This is a genomic window from Allomuricauda sp. F6463D (genome assembly GCF_023015965.1).
In the GTDB taxonomy this organism is placed as follows: Bacteria; Bacteroidota; Bacteroidia; order Flavobacteriales; family Flavobacteriaceae; genus Flagellimonas.
This window is the reverse complement of the sequence record NZ_JALKAN010000004.1, coordinates 1-17,673: the sequence shown is the minus strand read 5'-3', so window position 1 is coordinate 17,673 and position 17,673 is coordinate 1. Positions and strand designations below refer to the sequence as shown.

Genomic DNA, 17,673 nt, shown 5'->3' with positions numbered 1-17,673 from the left:
TATCAACAACTAATTAGTTTTCGGGTTCTTTTACTATTTTATTTAAGATAACATAGTCTTATATAGTTTTTTTCTTAATTGATTTCATTATTTATTTGCGCAATAAAAAGCATTGATCATGATTAAGGGATTCATTTTTGATTTGGATGGCGTAATTACGGATACAGCAGAACTGCATTACGCTGCTTGGAAAGAATTGGCCGATGATATGGGCTGGGAATTTGACCGAGAATTAAACGAAAAGTTGAGGGGGATTTCCAGAATGGATTCTATTAAAGTGATTATGGACTACAACAATATTTCCTTAGATGAGAAGTCCATAGTGGATTTTGCAACCAAAAAAAACGACTTTTACGTAAAAAGTTTGAACAGCATAACCCAAGAGGATTATTTACCAGGGGCCAGGGAACTTTTAACACATCTACGGTCTGAAGGGTTTAGTGTAGCTTTGGGCAGTGCGAGTAAAAATGCCGAAAAAGTATTAAAGCAACTTAATGCCACGCACTATTTTGATGTAATAGGGGATGGAAACAGTGTAACCAAAAGCAAACCTGCTCCAGATATTTTTTTATATGCTTCAGAAAAATTGGGGCTACCTCCTGAAAATTGCATTGTTTTTGAAGATGCTGAAAAAGGTATAGATGCAGCAAATGCCGGAAAATTTCACAGTGTTGGAATTGGCCCGGCAGAACGTGTGGGCCATGCAGATGTAAGGTTCGACACTATGAAAGAGGCAACATTGTTTGAAGTAAAATCCTATTTCAAGGAACTGTTCTAACTAGTCGTAAAAATATATAAATACAAAAAGCCCCGGGAACCACTCCGGGGCTTTTCAATAAAATCAAAACCAACCTAAACATATGAGTTAACCAACTCAAAATTTAAATTTTCATAGCTATTTATATATAAGGAACAATCCAAAAAAAGAATACCCTACCTTAATTTTGTTTTTTTTATAAAAGTGCAGATTTTAAAGGCTTCCAGAGTCAACAGAAACAAACAATCAATGCTTTACAACTGTGAACGCTCCAGAAAAGGGATCTAGTGTTTCTAGCAGTAGCGGAATAAGGGTATCGCCCATTTCCAAGTACATTTCGGAAAAATTGAGTTGCCTTTCCTGTAGCGATTGATTGGGAAACAACTCATTTTGCAATTCTGTTAAGCGAACCACATGATCTTTTAACTTTCGCTTTTGGGCTTTTAACAATCGTTTCTCAAGATGCTCCAAGCCCTTTTTCTGTTTTACTTCTTGTGCTTTTACCGCTCCCAAAAAGCTTTTGTCGGTTTGCTCCGCCAATTGGTACATATCCTTAAATTGCGCTTCCAGCAATTGTTTCTGGGCAGTGAAATCAATATCAATATTAGAAATGTCACGTATCTTTTTATTGATAAGGGAATGCTGTTTCATGAACAAATGAGAAATTTTCAATCCCATTCTTTCCATTTTATTAGCTTGTTTTTCCGTAATCATCAATACTGAATTACGTAACATCAACATTGGAAAGGTTACCCCCACTTCATCAAAATAGGATTTAAGTTCCAACCAATAGGCAAGTTCCCCTCCTCCACCAATGTAGCAAAGATTTGGTAAAATTATTTCTTGATATAAAGGACGTGCCACCACGTTGGGCGAAAAACGTTCCGGGTGAGCTTCCAGTTCTTCCAAAAGTTCTTCTTTGGAAAAATTGATATCGGTATTAATTATATGGTATTTTCCTTTTTTGATAACAATCCGCTCCCGAAGACCTTCTTTTAAATAGAAGAAATTGATTTCCCTTGGGTTCACTTGAATATTGTAATCTGTTGAAAGATTGCCCAAGGTTTCAATTGTCTCTGATATTTTTTGATACGGTGTATGATCTAGAATATCCTTTTTGGCAAAAGGCACCAACAACTCCTTTAATTTCACATCGTCACCATCCACAATGACTAACCCTTGATCACCAAATAAAGAATTCGCCAAATATCTCGTAGCTTCTGTAAGTGTTTGATGCTCTATGTATGCCTTTTCAAAGAGTTCTTTCAAGTTTTCCGTTAGGCCTAAATTACCGAGTTCGGACGCAAAGATTTCATAAACATCCTGTAATCCCTCAGTTGACAGCCTACCAACCGCACCAGAAGCCTTTTTGTTCCAATGCACTTTTTTTCCGTGCAGATTGAAATAATTGATCTCATCAAAATCGTGATCCTCTGTTGCCATCCAATATACTGGCACAAAGTGACTGTCAGAATGTTTCTCATTGAGTTTTTTGGCCAAGTTAATCGTGCAAACGATTTTGTATAGAAAATAGAGTGGTCCCGTAAAGAGATTCAACTGATGTCCCGTAGTCACGGTAAAAGTGTTTTCCGATGCCAAAGCATCAATATTTACTTGTGTGGCTTTGGAAACTTCAACATTTATGTACTGTTCCCGTAAAGAGTCCACTAAGACAGTTCTATTGGCCTGTGGGTAGTTTGCAGCTTTCTCCTTTATTTGAGCACCGAAATTTTCCGGGATTGGGTATCTATTAAAAAAGTGGGACAGTTCTTTTTTTTGATTTACATAGTCACAAATAAGTTGGGAAAAATAACCGGTCTCCTTAAAAGGTATACATTCTACTTCCATTCAAATTGCAATGAGGTGTTCAAAGATAAGTTTCTACTTTTTTTCTCGTCCTAAAAATACGTTAATTGAATTTTTAAAAATTTTGAGAGGTCATAACTATTAAAATTATGAATCTACATCAAATTATTAGTAGATTTGATTAAATTAATTAACCCAAGTATGACCCGTTTTTTATTTATTCTCATCCTTTTAGTATCAATTTCCGTATCAGCACAACAGCTTAAATCCCCATCCGAATTTTTAGGATATGAGCTTGGCACGCAATTTACCCGTCATCATGAGGTGGTGGATTATTACGAATATTTGGCAGCATCCGATCCAGATAGGGTAAAGCTAACCGTTTATGGTAAAACCAACGAACGTAGACCTTTGATCTTGGCCTATGTATCATCTGCAGAAAACCTTGCCAATCTGGAAACCATTAGGCAAGAACACTTAAAGAACACAGAGGGGACCGGAAATTCTTCCAAGGCCATTGTTTGGCTAAGCTACAATGTACACGGTAACGAAAGTGTGAGTACCGAAGCGTCCATGAAGACCATTTATGAATTGTTGACCAATAAAAGTTCTTATTTGGAAAATACGGTGGTACTTATGGATCCTTGTATCAATCCAGATGGAAGGGACAGGTATAGTAATTGGTACAACCAATATAAAAATACACCATACCAAGTGGATCCCAACAGTAAAGAGCACCACGAAGGCTGGTGGAATGGACGTAGTAACCACTATATGTTCGACCTGAACCGCGATTGGGCATGGCTGACCCAGGTGGAAAGCCAGCAAAGATTAAAAATGTTCAACCAATGGTTGCCTCACGTTCATGTAGATTTTCATGAACAAGGGGTAAACAATCCATACTACTTTGCGCCTGCAGCAGAACCATATCACGAAGTGATAACCGACTTTCAACGTGATTTTCAGGTTACATTGGGCAGAAACCATGCAAAATATTTTGACGCCAACGGTTGGTTCTATTTTACCAAAGAAGTTTTTGACCTGCTTTATCCAAGTTACGGGGACACCTATCCCATATACAACGGGTCTATTGGAATGACTTATGAGCAAGGTGGTAGCGGAAGAGCCGGACTAGGTGTCATTACCGCCATTGGAGATACACTCACTTTAAAAGACAGAATAGCCCACCATTTTACTACTGGACTTTCCACAGTGGAAGTTTCTTCCCAGAACGCAGATAAATTAAATGAGGAATTTAGGAAATTCCATCAAAATAAAGATTTTAAGTACAAAAGCTATGTTTTGAAAGGAGATAAAGACAAATTGAATGCTCTTAAATCTCTCCTGAAAAAACATGACATTGAATATGGCGACCTTTCAAGTGGTTCGTACAGAGGGCACAGTTACAGCACCGGGAACAATGGTAGTATTTCCATCAATAAAAATGGAATGGTCGTTTCTACAAATCAATCCAAAGGTACATTGGTAAAAGTATTATTTGAGCCAAATGCAAAACTTTCGGATTCATTGACATACGATATTACCGCATGGTCGTTACCCTACGCCTACGGTTTGGAAGCCATTGCATCTACTTCCGCAGTATCATCGCAAAATGCAGAGGAAACAATGGTTTCTCCAAACATCAACGGCCAAAGCTATGCTTACCTAACGGACTGGAACAGTATGGAGGATGCCCGTTTTTTAGCCGAACTCCTCAATCAAGGAATTCGTGTTCGTAAGGCAGACCATCCATTTACTGTTCAAGGTAAATCTTTTGATCGCGGAACTTTGATCATCACCAAGGGTGATAACGAAAACAAGGAAGACTTTATCCAAACGCTACAATCCATTGCCAAGAAGCACCAGAAAGATATCACCCCTACCTCTACTGGATTTGTGGATGCAGGGAAAGATTTTGGCTCTTCCTCTATTAAAATGATTACCAAGCCGAAAATTGCCGTTCTGTCCGGAGGACCAACTTCTACCCTTCGATTTGGAGAAATATGGCACTTTTTTGAACAACAATTACATTACCCACTTACCGTAATAGATGATGATTATGCAAATAGGGTAGATCTAAATGATTACAACATCCTAGTGTTACCTGATGGTAGATATGGAGATCATTTTAATGAAAAAGAGCTGACCAAGCTAAAAACATGGGTAAGACAAGGTGGAAAAATCATTTCCATGGGAGGTTCCATAGATGCCCTTGATGGCGAAAAAGGATTTGGTATAAAAAAGAAAGAAATAGAAAATGGCAGCAATACCAATATTCCCCTACCTTATGAAGACGGAGAACGGGAACGAATCAAAAGTGCAATTACCGGCGCAATCTTCAAAACCAAAGTAGATAACTCCAACCCATTGGCCTACGGGTATGGTTCTGATTACTTCTCTTTAAAACTGGGGAGCAACACATATGAGTACCTAGACAACGGAAACGCCGTCTACCTAGAGCAAAATACCATGCCATTTTCAGGTTTTGCTGGAAGCGAAGCACAGAAAAAGATTTCCGAATCTTTGGTATACGGAGTGGAGGACTTTGGTAGAGGACAAGTAATTTACATGGTCGACAATCCGTTGTTCAGAGGGTTTTGGGAAAACGGAAAATTATTTTTTGCCAATGCACTTTTTATGGTAGATTAAAAAGGTTTTTCGCTGATTTTAAGGAAATTATTCAGTTTTTAAAAGAAAGCTGTATAGTGTCATATCTCTAAATTTCGTATTTTTAATAAAAGAAAAATTGCGGATATGTCACTAAGAACCTTGTTATCCATTTTAAATAAAAAATATCAGGTACTGCTATTGTTTTCAGCATGTTCTCTACTAATGTTGTTTCCGAATGAAACAATGGGGTTCCAAGATGATAATGCAACTGTTGATTTTAACCAATATAGCGGCGAGGTGACAGAGGAGTCGAGCAATAAACCTTTGGTTTTTGCAACGTTAGCAGTAGAAGGCACCAATATCAGCACTATAACCAATACAGAAGGCAGTTTTCTCTTAAAGGTACCCAAAGAACATACCTCCAAAAACCTTGTAATCTCGTTTTTGGGCTATAAAACAAAAAGGGTGCCCATAGCCAACCTTGAAACAGAACAAAACGAAATAACTTTACAAATATCCGTAACTCAACTTTCAGAAATTAACATCAATGCACCAAAAGATGCATTGGCCTTGGTAAAAGAGACTTTAAGGAATAGGGATGACAATTATTTTGAAGACCCAACTTTAATGACGGCTTTTTATCGGGAAACCATAAAACGGAGACGAAGAAACGTTTCTTTGGCAGAAGCTGTGGTCAACATATATAAAACACCGTACAACTCTGCCAAAAGCGATGCCGTTGAACTCTACAAAGCCAGAAAAAGCACAGATTACAGCAAATTGGACACTGTTGCACTAAAACTTCAAGGCGGTCCTTATAACACACTATATGTGGATATGATGAAGTATCCAGAATATATATTTTCTGAAGAGTCCTTGACCAACTATAAATTCACTTTTAATAGATCAACTCGAACTAACGATAGATTGATTTACGTCATCAGATTTGATCAACTCGAAGGCATCATTGAACAGCTTTATCAAGGCGAACTTTACATCGATGTTGAAAATAAGATTTTAACAAACGCTACCTTTTCTTTGAACATTACCGACAGAAACAAAGCGGCCCAATTATTTGTACGGAGAAAACCAGCAAAAGTTGATGTTTGGCCCACAGAGGTATCCTATCGAGTTGATTACCGTGAAAAAGATGGAAAGTGGTATTATGGTTATAGTAGCGTGTTCATGGAGTTTAAAGTGGACTGGGAAGATAAGTGGTTCAATTCAATGTATAGCATGACCGCGGAAATGGCCGTTACAGATTGGGAAAAAAATTTAACCGGGGAAGTACCTCGGTACCGTGAGCGTATAAAAAAATCCATAATCCTTAGTGATGAAGCTTCAGGTTTTTCGGACCCTAATTTTTGGGGTGAATACAATATTATAGAGCCCGAAAAGTCAATAGAGTCAGCCATTAAGAAAATTCAACGACAGCTACGAAGAGACGAAAGAAACAGTGATTAGTTAATATTTTCCTCTAAATTTGTGGATTTTTATCTATGCTGCCCTGTTTAATTCAAATTAAATGACCAAAAGAAGAAGCTTTATAAAATCGGCAACAGTTCTTGGTGCTGCAACCCTTTTGCACCAAACCAGTTGGGGACATGAGCCACAGCCCCCAACAACATCAAAAATAAAACCCAAAAAGTTAAAGTTAGGAAACACCATTGGCGTGGTGGCACCTGGATTTGCAGTAAAACCCGAAGCACTTTACCTCACCTTGGAAACTTTGGAGAAAATGGGGTTTAATACCTATCACACTGAACGGATAAAAGGTAATTATGGGTATTTCAGCAATACCGATAAAGAACGAGCAGCAGATTTAAATGAAATGTTTGCAAACCCTGAAATTGATGCTATACTTTGCGCACGTGGTGGGTATGGATGTACCCGTATATTGGATTTATTGGATTATGAAGCAATCCAAAACAACCCGAAAATATTGATTGGCTTTAGCGATATTACGGCCTTGATCAATACCATTTATGATAAAACAGGATTGGTTTGTTTTCATGGCCCCGTGGGTACAACACTTGATGATGAATATAGCAAATCATATTTCAAAAAAGTTTTGATGGAACCTATGGAAAACCTTCCCATCAAAAATGCAATTTTAAAAGACCCAAGACAATACCGAAACAGTGAATATTACAGGTATACCATTACCAAGGGCGTAGGTCAAGGTGAACTTGCCGGAGGTAGTTTATCCTTGGTAACTGCCATGATAGGTACACCGTATGAAATCGATTTTACGGATAAACTCGTTTTTTTGGAGGACGTTGAAGAAGCACCATATCGCATGGACCGTATGCTTACCCAACTTACACAAGTGGACACACTTTCAAAAGCTAAGGGGATAATCTTTGGTGTTTGCAAAGGCTGTGACCGTAAAAGAACAACCGAAAACTTCACCCTAAGAGAAGTGATTCTAGACAGAATTGCTCCATTGGGGATGCCTGCAGTCTATGGTATGAGCTTTGGGCATATACCACAGAACTCTACACTACCCATCGGCATTGAAGCCACCTTAAATGCCTACAAAAAACAGTTGCGTTTGGAAGAGACTGCTGTTCGTTAACTTGATTATTTTTTTCCTGAAAACCGATTAAGCTTAAATCAATTTAGTTTTTACTAGGTTCTTGTAAAAAAAATACGATATTAGCCCAACTGTTTTATCGCAACCTCCTCAAAGACAGCAAATCAACCTCACCCAAATCTGATTTGTAAATCTTAACCTATAAATAATGAAACATGTACTTCCTAGGTTTAACAGACCTATTAAAAGTAAGAACGACCCACGCATGGACGTTGCTTACTGGAGCAAAGCAATGGATGCCTATAATGCTAAAAATTATAGAGAGGCATTGATTGAAACCATAAACTACATCAATTCAAATATATTAAACGGTCATTCCTTGGATGATGATATTGAAATTGTACAAGGACAAGGTTCGGCTGAAATCCGCATTTCCATCACACAGGACACGTTTAAGGTCAAGGCACCTTTTGTAAAGATAACAGAAAGCACCAACAAAGTGGCACTGTTTAGAAGAGTAGCGGAAATTAATCTTAATCCATTGACTTTAGCCCAAATACATCTCAAAGGAGAAGCTCTTTGGTTTGAATATAAAATGCCAATTACACTTTGCCAACCCAACAAAGTTTACGATGTATTGCGAGAAATCAGTGTATATGCCGATAGTTATGATGATGAGTTCATCGACAAATACAAAACTGACTTTTTTACCGAGCCCATAATTACCGCCTTATCCAAAGATGAGCAGGAACAAGTATGGCAACAGATCAGTACTATATTGGAAGACTATACAAAGTACAGCCAATTATTTAAAGAAAAAAGATGGAATGATTTTCAATGGGACATCATAGTAATTTCTTTATTAAAAATCGTCAACATCTCCTGTGTACACGGAACATTAAGAACCAAATTGGAGGAATATATAGGTAATCTATTCAATGGTCAAATTGATTTTAACTATAGAATTGATAAAGGAGTGAATTTTATGCAAAAACTTCTTAATATGCCAAAAGAAGAGTTTTTTCAAGATATCTATCATGCCGAAGCATTAATTTCCTTAAAATGGAGAAGTTCAACTGAAGTGCTTCAGAATCATGTTAAAAACATGGAAAATTATGTAAACAAATACCTAAAGGAGAACAACAACTTAATGCTCTGCTATTATTTACAATACTCCTTTTTAAAAATTATATACGACTACAATTTAGAAGAGCTACACAAAGATGCCATTTACGATGTGCTTGAAAAAGTAACGGGCAAGGAACTGCACGAAGCAGCCCCCATATTACTAAATACATTTAATTCATTTTTAGATGGAAAAGTAGGCATTACGAATACTAAAAAAAGTTTTTTCTCTAAACTATTCAGTTAACCAGAAACAAAAAGATGGAAAATATAAGAAAATCAGTTTTTAAAATTGTTACGGCTTCTGGAACAGGAAGTGGTTTCATTGCAAGCGGACACAATCATATCATTACAAACTATCATGTAGTTAAAGGAGAAAAAATAGTTGCTGTTGAAGATTATAAAAAAGATAGGTTTGTTGCCAATGTAGTCATGGTCAATCCAGAAGTAGACCTTGCTTTTCTATGTATCGATGGATTTGAGAATACACAGAACGATATTACAATTCAACAAGAAATTGTGATTACAAACACGCAAAAAATATTTATAAATGGATATCCTTTTGGTTTGCCCTACACCATTACGGAAGGAATTGTATCCTCTACAAGTCAACCAATGGGCAGTAGAAACTATATCCAAACTGATGCCGCCGTTAATCCGGGGAACTCTGGTGGCCCTATGCTGAATGAAGCTGGTGTTGTGGTAGGGGTAACTACCTCCAAGTTCAACAACGCCGATAATGTTGGTTTTGGCATAAAACACTCCGATCTTATCAAAGAGTTGAACGATTTTGCCAAAATCGAAAGAACATCTTTTAGTGTAAAATGTAGCTCTTGTGATTTTTACATAGAAGAAGAAGCTGAATTTTGCTCCAATTGCGGAAACAATATGGATATTTCAATATGGGAAGAATTTGAAAAAAGTCATTTCGCCCAGTTTGTTGAAAGTGCAATCACGGATTTGGGCCTCAATCCTATTTTGGGAAGGGCCGGCAGAGATTTTTGGGAATTTCACCAAGGGAGCGCACTTATTCGAATATTTGTCTTCAAAAGGGATTATTTGATATCGACATCTCCCATGAACAGCCTTCCAAAACAAAATATCGAAGAGCTGTTGACACATTTATTGGAAAAAAACATGGAACCCTACTACTTGGGCATTCACAAGAACCAAATCTATCTCTCATATAGGATCCATCTTTCGGACATATTTACCGACCATGCTGACACCATCAAAAACAATATCAAAAATTTAGCTTTAAAGGCTGATGATTTAGATAATTATTTTGCCGATAATTTCGGATGTGAAATGTCTATAGAATCAAAAGAAGACTTTTAATCTAAAAAACTAACTGGGGCAATTGCCCCAGTTTTTATTCAACCGTTTGCTTTAAAGCTCTCTAAGGTTTTTATAATAATAGAAACGCAATCCATCAATTCCTCCTTAGTCATCACCAAAGGTGGCGCAAACCGGATAATGTTGCCATGAGTAGGTTTCGCCAATAAACCATTTTCCTTTAAGGCCATACAAATATCCCAAGCAGTGGAACTATCTTCGGTATCATTGATTAAAATGGCGTTGAGCAATCCCTTACCCCTTACTTTCACCACCAAATCGCAGGTTGGAATAAACTTGTTCAACTCATCACGGAACAATTCCCCCAATACTTGGGCATTTTCTGCCAAATTCTCATCTTTTATAACCTCCAGAGCAGCAGTACTAACTGCGGCAGCAACAGGATTCCCGCCAAAAGTACTTCCATGACTTCCTGGGGTAATGACTTCCATAATCCCATCGTTTGCTAAAACACCTGAAACTGGGTAAACTCCTCCGGAAAGGGCCTTGCCCAATATCAAAATGTCAGGCTTAACATTTTCGTGGTCCACAGCCAACATTTTACCTGTTCTGGCCACACCTGTTTGCACCTCGTCGGCAATAAAAAGTACGTTGTATTTTTCACAAAGTGCCTTGGCCGATTTTAAATATCCTTCCGATGGTACATAAACCCCTGCTTCTCCCTGTATCGGTTCCACTAGGAATCCAGCAACATGCGGGTTACTCTCCAATGCATTTTCCAAAGCTGTTAAATTATCATACTCAATTTTCACGAACCCTTCGGTGTAAGGACCATAGTTTTCTCGCGCCACATTATCATTGGAAAAGGAAATTATCGTAGTTGTTCTTCCATGAAAGTTATTTTCACACACTATTATTTGAGCTTGGTTCTCCGGAATACCCTTTTTCTGGTATGCCCATCGCCTACATATTTTCAAGGCGGTCTCAACAGCTTCAGCTCCCGTGTTCATGGGCAACAACTTGTCAAAACCAAACGTCTCGGTAGCATATTTTTCATATTTGCCAAGCATATCGTTATAAAACGCACGAGAAGTCAAGGTCAATCTTTTTGCTTGTTCTTCCATTGCACCAATAATTTTTGGATGACAATGCCCTTGGTTCACTGCGGAATACGCAGATAGAAAATCGTAATACTTTTTTCCTTCCACATCCCAAACATAAACACCCTTACCTTTGCTCAACACTACTGGGAGTGGGTGGTAATTGTGTGCTCCGTATTTATTTTCTAAATCTATCGCTTGTTGCGATGTCAAATGTTCTAAAACAGCCATTTCATTAAATGATTAAAATTGATAAAATAACCATTCCTACTGTACCTTTATTCTTTCGAAGTCTCGAAAAAGCAGCGTGGGAGAGAAATCATCCCTGGTAGCGTCCGCAAATTACAAATTAATTGACGAAAATATAATTTTACCAAAGTGATTCCTTTCGGTACAACCAAAAGTTTACACGCAATTTAAGAACCTGTCTTCTTTCAAATAACAAAAAGAACTTACTTTTGCGGCATGCGTAAAAAAACCAAAAGAAAAACGTTTGAAAACGTAGAAGTCATAGATGCCGGAGCAAAAGGAAAATCCGTTGGCAAAGCCCCTGATGGACGGGTAATTTTCCTTACCAATGCCGTACCTGGCGATGTAGTTGATGTTATGACCACTAAAAAGCGAAAAGCTTATTTTGAAGGCGTTGCAACCAACTTTCACAAATTTTCTGATAAAAGAACCGAACCTGTTTGTGAACACTTCGGGGTCTGTGGTGGATGTAAATGGCAGCACATGGGCTACGAGCACCAACTATATTTTAAGCAAAAAGAAGTCGAAAACAATTTAAAACGTATCGGCAACGTGGAACTACCAGGAATAACCCCAATTTTAGGTTCCAAGGAGCACTATTTTTATAGAAACAAAATGGAGTTCTCCTTTTCTGATAGCCGATGGTTAACCCAGGAAGAGATCAATTCTGACAATGAAATAGAGGACAGAAACGCTTTAGGGTTCCACATTCCTGGCATGTGGGACAAGATTCTGGATATTAAAAAGTGTCATTTACAGCAAGACCCTTCCAATGCAATTCGATTGGAAACCAAAAATTTTGCAAACGAAAATGGCCTTACTTTTTTTAACCCTCGAAAACAAAAAGGACTTTTACGTACCTTAATGATCAGAACATCATCCACGGGAGAAATTATGGTTCTCGTCCAATTTTATGAAAACAATGAAGCGCATCGAGAATTACTCCTGAATCACTTACAGGAAACATTTCCTGAGATAACTGCCCTACTCTATGTGGTCAATACTAAAGGAAACGATACCATATATGATCAAGAAATAGTTTGTTTCGCAGGGCGCGATCATATTTTTGAGGAAATGGAAGATCTTCATTTTAAGATCAACGCAAAATCATTTTATCAGACCAATTCGGCACAAGCCTACGAGCTTTACAAAATTACAAGAGATTTTGCCGGACTTTCCGGAAACGAATTGGTATATGACCTATATACCGGAACAGGCACAATAGCCCAGTTTATAGCTAAAAATGCGAAAAAAGTTGTTGGTGTGGAGTCTGTTCCCGAAGCTATCGAAGATGCTAAGTCAAATGCCAAGCACAACAACATCTCCAATGTGGATTTTTTTGTTGGTGATATGAAAAATGTTTTTAATGACGCCTTCATTGCTGAACATGGTCAACCAGATGTTATTGTGACAGACCCACCACGAGACGGTATGCATAAACAAGTGGTGGAACAGCTATTGTCGGTAGCACCGGCCAAAATCGTATACGTTAGCTGTAACAGCGCTACCCAAGCAAGGGATTTAGCTCTCATGAATGAGAAATATAAAATTACCAAGGTTCAACCCGTAGATATGTTCCCACAAACGCACCACGTCGAAAATGTTGTACTTTTGGAAAAACGGGTGTAGTTTTTATTAAAACCCACATGTAACCGGAATGAAAAAAATAATCTCCATCCTACTTATAACCTCATTGCTCTATTACGCATCTTCCTGTGAAAAGGACGATATCTGTATTGATGGAGATACACCTCTGTTGGTCATCGGTTTTAATGATATGGAAGACACCACTGAAACAAAGGAAGTATCCTCCATACGTATAAGAAATATTGATATTGATAGTGTATTGGAAAACGATTCTTTTAGTGACAGAACAGATTCTCCTGATTCATTGTCAGTCCCGTTAAGAAGCAATGCCGTGACCACCATGTACGAGATTATTTCTAATTCCGAAGATGATGATGATACCGAATTGGAAACAGGCAATAGAGATACCTTGACCATAACCTATGTCACCAGTGAATCGTTTATATCCAGGGCATGTGGCTTTATTACCATTTACAACGAATTGGCTGTTTCCTTGACTGAAGATGATGATAACTGGATCCAAGATATAGCCGTTGTTCAACAAACCATTGAAAACACAGATAACATCCATGTCAAAATATTTCATTAGTATTTTAATTGGCTTGCTCCCTGTATTGGCAAATGCGCAAGAGGAATCCATAAATCTCCAACAAAAAGATACCGTTGAATATAAGGATCAGTATGGCCTACGTGTTGGTGCGGACATTAGCAAGCTGGTGTTGTCTTTTATGGATGAGGATTATACCGGGCTTGAACTGGTCGGAGATTACCGGCTTACGCATAGATTGTATCTGGCTGCCGAAATAGGGAATGAAACTAAACGCCAGGACGAAAATTTGAACAACACTGTTTTATATGATTACGAAACCTCTGGGAGCTATATTAAAGCCGGCGTTGATCTGAATACTTATGAAAACTGGTATGGAATGAACAATGCCATAACCATTGGTGGACGATATGCTGTGGCCAGTTTCAGCCAAACCTTGAACGACTATAGCCTATACGATACCGAACAGTTTTTCAATTCAACATTTTTGCCCGGCGCAAACCCCAATAGAGAATATGAGGGTCTATCCGCATCATGGCTCGAATTTGTTGTGGGAGCCAAAGTTGAGCTTTTTGCTAATATTTTTGTTGGAATGAGCGCTCGCTTGGGATTTTTAATTACAAATACGGAAAATGAAAACTTCCCCAATCTGTGGATTCCCGGATTCAATAAAGTCACAGATGGAAGTAACTTTGGTGTGAACTACAACTATTCCATCAGCTACTTTATCCCATTGTACAAAAAATCAAAAAAGAAGGAAGAAGAAAACGGTCAGTAATATGGGTGCCACTTCTATAGACTATATAGAGTTCAAGTCAGGAGACCTTGTTAAAACCAAGACGTTTTACGCACAAACTTTTGGATGGGAATTTACCGATTATGGCCCCACGTATACGTCATTTACCACAAGTGGTATAGCGGGAGGGTTTAATTGACGGAACAACCCATCTCAAATGGTGCGCTTGTTGTTCTCTACCATAAAGACTTAGATGAAATAAAGAATAAAATAATCATTTCAGGAGGATTGATCGTAAGGGATGTTTTTGGCTTTCCAGGAGGAAAGCGTTTTCATTTTACAGACCCATCAGGTAATGAACTTGCCATTTGGTCCGAAAAATAAAAGGAGCCTGGTTGGGGCTCCTTTTATAAAATTTGGTTGAGTTAGTTAGTTGCGTGTTAAACAACATTCCAAATCTAAAATATCTTTTGCTTTATCACAAACTACTTTACTAACGAGAAGTCCTTTTTTTGTTAAATAAACTAATCCCCATTTTCGTTTTGGTGTTTCGCTTTTTTACTTCCTTCATATATATCATATTTTACGAGCCTAGCTTCCAGTTTTCCGTTAAAGGTTTTTATTTTTTTAGAAGGCCGTAATCCCACACATTTCAAGGCTTCAAGATTTGAAGTAATCAACCAAGCATATGTTCCAGGGTAGTTTTGTTTTAAGGTATCACCTATTTTACCGTAAAAGGCCTCAACGTCTATGGGCAATCGTTCACCATATGGAGGGTTGAATACCATATGTAGTTTATCTTCAACTGGCTTTTCTGTTCTAAAGAAGTCCTTTCGTTCTACACTAATATAATCCGATAGGTTTGCATGATCTACATTTTCCTGTGTTTTCCTTACGGCAGAAGGTGCTTTGTCATAACCTATGATTTTATGATGAAACTCTCGGACCTTTTTCAAACTCGCATCAACTATCTTATTATGTAGCTCCTCATCATAATCGTTCCAATGCATAAATGCATAAGACGCTCTATTGATGTTCGCTGGAATATTACATGCGATCATAGCAGCCTCAATCAAAAAAGTACCACTTCCGCACATGGGATCCATAAAATCAGTCTTACCATCCCAACCACTATTAAGCAACAAACCAGCAGCAAGCACCTCGTTAATCGGTGCAATATTGGTCAAAATACGATATCCACGTTGGTGAAGGGAATTGCCTGAGCTATCCAAGGAAACTGTACATGTATTTTTATAAATATGGATATTTATTCTAATGTCAGGGTCTTGGGTTTTCACATTGGGTCGTTCGCGTACAACCTCCCTAAACTTATCCACAATGGCATCTTTGGCTTTCAGGGAAACAAACATGGAATTGTCAAAAACATCGGTATTGGCAATACTGTCAATGGCAAAGGTTTTCTCCACATCAAAAAATTCGGGCCAATCCAGCTCATAAATGTTACGATAGAGATCTTTTTCATTAAAAACCCGGAATGTTTTGATGGGCTTAAATACTTTTAGCGCCGTTCTAAGGCAAAGATTTGCCTTGTACATAAAACCGATATCTCCTTCAAAGGTTACATTTCGAACTCCTTCTTCCACATGTCCAGCACCCAAATTACGAAGTTCCTTTGCCAAAATAGGCTCAAATCCGTAAAGAGTCTTAGCCATCATTTTATAATTCCCTGCCATACTATCTTTAAAACTTTACGCAAAAATAGGCTATTTTTGCACCTTAATTCCACCTATGGATTTTCCGTCCCTTATTATTTATATTATTCCAATTTTGGCTGTTTGGGCCGGATTTGGATTTGTTTGGTTTACAAAACCAAAAAATAACGATAATATTAAACTCTTGCTTGCTTTTAGTGGAGCATTTCTTTTATCACTTACCTTTTTCAAGCTATTGCCCGATGTGTACAACGGTCACAATCCTAAAACCATAGCACTTTACATTTTAGGTGGAATTTTGCTACAGGTATTTTTGGAGTTTTTCTCTAAAGGAGCAGAACATGGACATATGCACTATCACCTAGAGAAAAGTAAGTTCCCTACGCTTTTGTTTTGGAGCCTTTCCATACATGCATTGGTAGAAGGAGTTCCTATTCATGGAAACGATTCCATTTTGTACGGCATCATCATCCATAAAATTCCAATTGCTATCATTCTGAGTATCTTTTTGGTCAATTCAAGAATGAAGTTAAGTTCTACTCTATTGTTCATTGGTGCATTTTCTTTGATGACTCCTTTGGGAAGTTATATTTCCACATCTCCAAGTATGGAAAAGTATGGACATCTGCTAACCTCCTTGGCTATAGGAGTGTTTTTACATATTTCCACCATCATTTTGTTTGAAAGTGCCCAGGGTCATGCATTTAATCTAAGGAAACTAATTGTGATTATTTTGGGTATCGGGATTGCTTATTTGGTATAAGGTAATTAAACACTCAATATTGATATAAGTGTCTGATTTGATTATACATCAAATTTGCAATAATTCATTGATCATCAACCAATGACATATAGCACCACCAAGGACAAAAAAATGCCATATTAAATGATTATATGGTATTTTTTTTACTGCATAGAAAAGAATACCAATGGTATAGAAAGCTCCCCCAGAAGCAAGATATACTAATCCAGATGAGGTCATATGCTCCATTAAATAGGACAAATCAATTACAATGAGCCAACCCATAACACCATATAACACCAAAGAGAATGTTTCAAACCTACCTGTAAAAAATATTTTAAGGATTGTCCCGAAAAAAGCAATTCCCCATACTAAGTAGAACAACAACCATCCCTTTGATGATAATAGTATGGATAAGCAAACAGGTGTATACGTTCCTGCAATAAGATAATAAATACTGATATGGTCTAGAACCCTTAATCTCTTTTTGACTTTTGGGTTTTCAACCGCATGATACACAGTAGAAGCGGTAAACAATACTATCAAAGAAATAGCATAACCAGTGACACTTCCTTTCATGTAGGGTAAATTGTCCAAATCATTTTGAAAAAGAACTATAGTGCCTATTACTGCCAATAAAATTCCTAAGGCATGGGAATATGCATTTAGCTTTTCTTGAAGCAAAACATTTTCAGATTTGGTATCCAAAGTAATTAATATTAAAGTGTGTAAAGATAAAGTCTTTAAACAAAAAAAGCCCTTCACTTTTGTGAAGGGCTTCAAGGAAGGCGGCGACCTACTCTCCCACCTGGTGTGGCAGTACCATCGGCGCAAACGGGCTTAACTTCCCTGTTCGGAATGGAAAGGGGTGGGCCCCGTCGCCATGGCCACCTAGATTTTTATGCCGAG

Annotated in this window: 16 protein-coding genes and 1 rRNA gene; 12 read left to right on the top strand and 5 right to left on the bottom strand. The window is 37.8% G+C overall.

Features of this window, described 5'->3' with window-relative positions; genetic code table 11:
• Positions 1-118: 118 nt before the first annotated feature.
• Entirely contained in the window at positions 119-778 is a 660-nt protein-coding gene (gene pgmB, locus MWU56_RS15090) for a beta-phosphoglucomutase (protein WP_247045795.1), read from the top strand.
• A gap of 225 nt (positions 779-1,003) precedes the next feature.
• Here pgmB and bshC read toward each other — a convergent pair whose 3' ends face one another.
• Positions 1,004-2,605: a bacillithiol biosynthesis cysteine-adding enzyme BshC gene (gene bshC / locus MWU56_RS15085; RefSeq protein ID WP_247045793.1), complete on the bottom strand. Its 1,602-nt coding sequence runs from the start codon at positions 2,603-2,605 to the stop codon at positions 1,004-1,006.
• 159 nt (positions 2,606-2,764) lie between these two features.
• Here bshC and MWU56_RS15080 point away from each other — a divergent pair, with 159 nt between their 5' ends.
• The 5 genes from MWU56_RS15080 to MWU56_RS15060 all read left to right on the top strand — a co-directional run bounded on the left by MWU56_RS15080 (position 2,765) and on the right by MWU56_RS15060 (position 10,172).
• The gene (locus MWU56_RS15080) at positions 2,765-5,212 is read left to right on the top strand and encodes a M14 family metallopeptidase (protein ID WP_247045791.1); all 2,448 of its coding nucleotides are present in this window, start codon (positions 2,765-2,767) and stop codon (positions 5,210-5,212) included.
• Between the two features lie 105 nt (positions 5,213-5,317).
• On the top strand, positions 5,318-6,637 hold the full coding sequence (locus MWU56_RS15075; RefSeq protein ID WP_247045789.1) for a carboxypeptidase-like regulatory domain-containing protein: 1,320 nt from the start codon (positions 5,318-5,320) through the stop codon (positions 6,635-6,637).
• A gap of 61 nt (positions 6,638-6,698) precedes the next feature.
• Entirely contained in the window at positions 6,699-7,751 is a 1,053-nt protein-coding gene (locus MWU56_RS15070) for an LD-carboxypeptidase (protein WP_247045786.1), read from the top strand.
• A 166-nt stretch (positions 7,752-7,917) separates the two neighbouring features.
• Positions 7,918-9,081, top strand: coding sequence for a YbjN domain-containing protein (locus tag MWU56_RS15065; protein WP_247045784.1), 1,164 nt, complete (start codon positions 7,918-7,920; stop codon positions 9,079-9,081).
• Positions 9,082-9,095: 14 nt separating this feature from the next.
• Complete coding sequence (locus MWU56_RS15060; protein ID WP_247045782.1) at positions 9,096-10,172, top strand: trypsin-like peptidase domain-containing protein; 1,077 nt, start codon at positions 9,096-9,098, stop codon at positions 10,170-10,172.
• A 38-nt stretch (positions 10,173-10,210) separates the two neighbouring features.
• On the opposite strand, the gene rocD is transcribed toward MWU56_RS15060, so the two are convergent.
• A complete protein-coding gene (gene rocD, locus MWU56_RS15055; RefSeq protein ID WP_247045780.1) occupies positions 10,211-11,461 on the bottom strand; it encodes an ornithine--oxo-acid transaminase in 1,251 nt (416 codons plus the stop codon).
• Between the two features lie 234 nt (positions 11,462-11,695).
• Between rocD and rlmD the strand changes: the two genes are divergently transcribed.
• Genes rlmD through MWU56_RS15030 form a run of 5 tightly spaced genes read left to right on the top strand, consistent with a single transcriptional unit; the run spans position 11,696 to position 14,733 of the window.
• On the top strand, positions 11,696-13,108 hold the full coding sequence (rlmD, locus tag MWU56_RS15050; RefSeq protein ID WP_247045778.1) for a 23S rRNA (uracil(1939)-C(5))-methyltransferase RlmD: 1,413 nt from the start codon (positions 11,696-11,698) through the stop codon (positions 13,106-13,108).
• A 28-nt stretch (positions 13,109-13,136) separates the two neighbouring features.
• Positions 13,137-13,655 carry a DUF6452 family protein gene (locus tag MWU56_RS15045; RefSeq protein ID WP_247045776.1) on the top strand — a complete coding sequence of 173 codons (519 nt, stop codon included), beginning with the start codon at positions 13,137-13,139 and terminating at the stop codon, positions 13,653-13,655.
• A complete protein-coding gene (locus MWU56_RS15040) occupies positions 13,636-14,391 on the top strand; it encodes a DUF6048 family protein (protein ID WP_247045774.1) in 756 nt (251 codons plus the stop codon). The genes MWU56_RS15045 and MWU56_RS15040 overlap by 20 nt, the downstream gene beginning before the upstream one ends.
• 1 nt (position 14,392) lies before the next feature.
• A complete protein-coding gene (locus tag MWU56_RS15035; protein ID WP_247045772.1) occupies positions 14,393-14,548 on the top strand; it encodes a hypothetical protein in 156 nt (51 codons plus the stop codon).
• Positions 14,545-14,733 carry a VOC family protein gene (locus tag MWU56_RS15030; protein WP_247045770.1) on the top strand — a complete coding sequence of 63 codons (189 nt, stop codon included), beginning with the start codon at positions 14,545-14,547 and terminating at the stop codon, positions 14,731-14,733. Before MWU56_RS15035 ends, MWU56_RS15030 begins: the two co-directional genes overlap by 4 nt.
• A gap of 140 nt (positions 14,734-14,873) precedes the next feature.
• Here MWU56_RS15030 and MWU56_RS15025 read toward each other — a convergent pair whose 3' ends face one another.
• Complete coding sequence (locus MWU56_RS15025) at positions 14,874-16,043, bottom strand: class I SAM-dependent RNA methyltransferase (RefSeq protein WP_247045768.1); 1,170 nt, start codon at positions 16,041-16,043, stop codon at positions 14,874-14,876.
• A gap of 55 nt (positions 16,044-16,098) precedes the next feature.
• Between MWU56_RS15025 and MWU56_RS15020 the strand changes: the two genes are divergently transcribed.
• Entirely contained in the window at positions 16,099-16,785 is a 687-nt protein-coding gene (locus tag MWU56_RS15020) for a ZIP family metal transporter (protein ID WP_247045766.1), read from the top strand.
• Positions 16,786-16,833: 48 nt separating this feature from the next.
• On the opposite strand, the gene trhA is transcribed toward MWU56_RS15020, so the two are convergent.
• Entirely contained in the window at positions 16,834-17,472 is a 639-nt protein-coding gene (trhA, locus tag MWU56_RS15015; RefSeq protein WP_247045764.1) for a PAQR family membrane homeostasis protein TrhA, read from the bottom strand.
• A 75-nt stretch (positions 17,473-17,547) separates the two neighbouring features.
• Positions 17,548-17,659 (bottom strand): 5S ribosomal RNA (rrf, locus tag MWU56_RS15010).
• Positions 17,660-17,673: the final 14 nt, after the last annotated feature.

What these genes read in the sequence shown, in the direction of transcription:
- bshC (WP_247045793.1), bottom strand. Translation starts at nt 2,605, where the DNA reads ATGGAAGTAGAATGTATACCTTTTAAGGAGACCGGTTATTTTTCCCAA.
- MWU56_RS15040 (WP_247045774.1), top strand. Translation starts at nt 13,636, where the DNA reads ATGTCAAAATATTTCATTAGTATTTTAATTGGCTTGCTCCCTGTATTG.
- MWU56_RS15065 (WP_247045784.1), top strand. Translation starts at nt 7,918, where the DNA reads ATGAAACATGTACTTCCTAGGTTTAACAGACCTATTAAAAGTAAGAAC.
- MWU56_RS15045 (WP_247045776.1), top strand. Translation starts at nt 13,137, where the DNA reads ATGAAAAAAATAATCTCCATCCTACTTATAACCTCATTGCTCTATTAC.
- MWU56_RS15060 (WP_247045782.1), top strand. Translation starts at nt 9,096, where the DNA reads ATGGAAAATATAAGAAAATCAGTTTTTAAAATTGTTACGGCTTCTGGA.
- MWU56_RS15080 (WP_247045791.1), top strand. Translation starts at nt 2,765, where the DNA reads ATGACCCGTTTTTTATTTATTCTCATCCTTTTAGTATCAATTTCCGTA.
- rlmD (WP_247045778.1), top strand. Translation starts at nt 11,696, where the DNA reads ATGCGTAAAAAAACCAAAAGAAAAACGTTTGAAAACGTAGAAGTCATA.
- pgmB (WP_247045795.1), top strand. Translation starts at nt 119, where the DNA reads ATGATTAAGGGATTCATTTTTGATTTGGATGGCGTAATTACGGATACA.
- MWU56_RS15020 (WP_247045766.1), top strand. Translation starts at nt 16,099, where the DNA reads ATGGATTTTCCGTCCCTTATTATTTATATTATTCCAATTTTGGCTGTT.
- MWU56_RS15035 (WP_247045772.1), top strand. Translation starts at nt 14,393, where the DNA reads ATGGGTGCCACTTCTATAGACTATATAGAGTTCAAGTCAGGAGACCTT.
- rocD (WP_247045780.1), bottom strand. Translation starts at nt 11,461, where the DNA reads ATGGCTGTTTTAGAACATTTGACATCGCAACAAGCGATAGATTTAGAA.
- MWU56_RS15075 (WP_247045789.1), top strand. Translation starts at nt 5,318, where the DNA reads ATGTCACTAAGAACCTTGTTATCCATTTTAAATAAAAAATATCAGGTA.
- MWU56_RS15025 (WP_247045768.1), bottom strand. Translation starts at nt 16,043, where the DNA reads ATGGCAGGGAATTATAAAATGATGGCTAAGACTCTTTACGGATTTGAG.
- MWU56_RS15070 (WP_247045786.1), top strand. Translation starts at nt 6,699, where the DNA reads ATGACCAAAAGAAGAAGCTTTATAAAATCGGCAACAGTTCTTGGTGCT.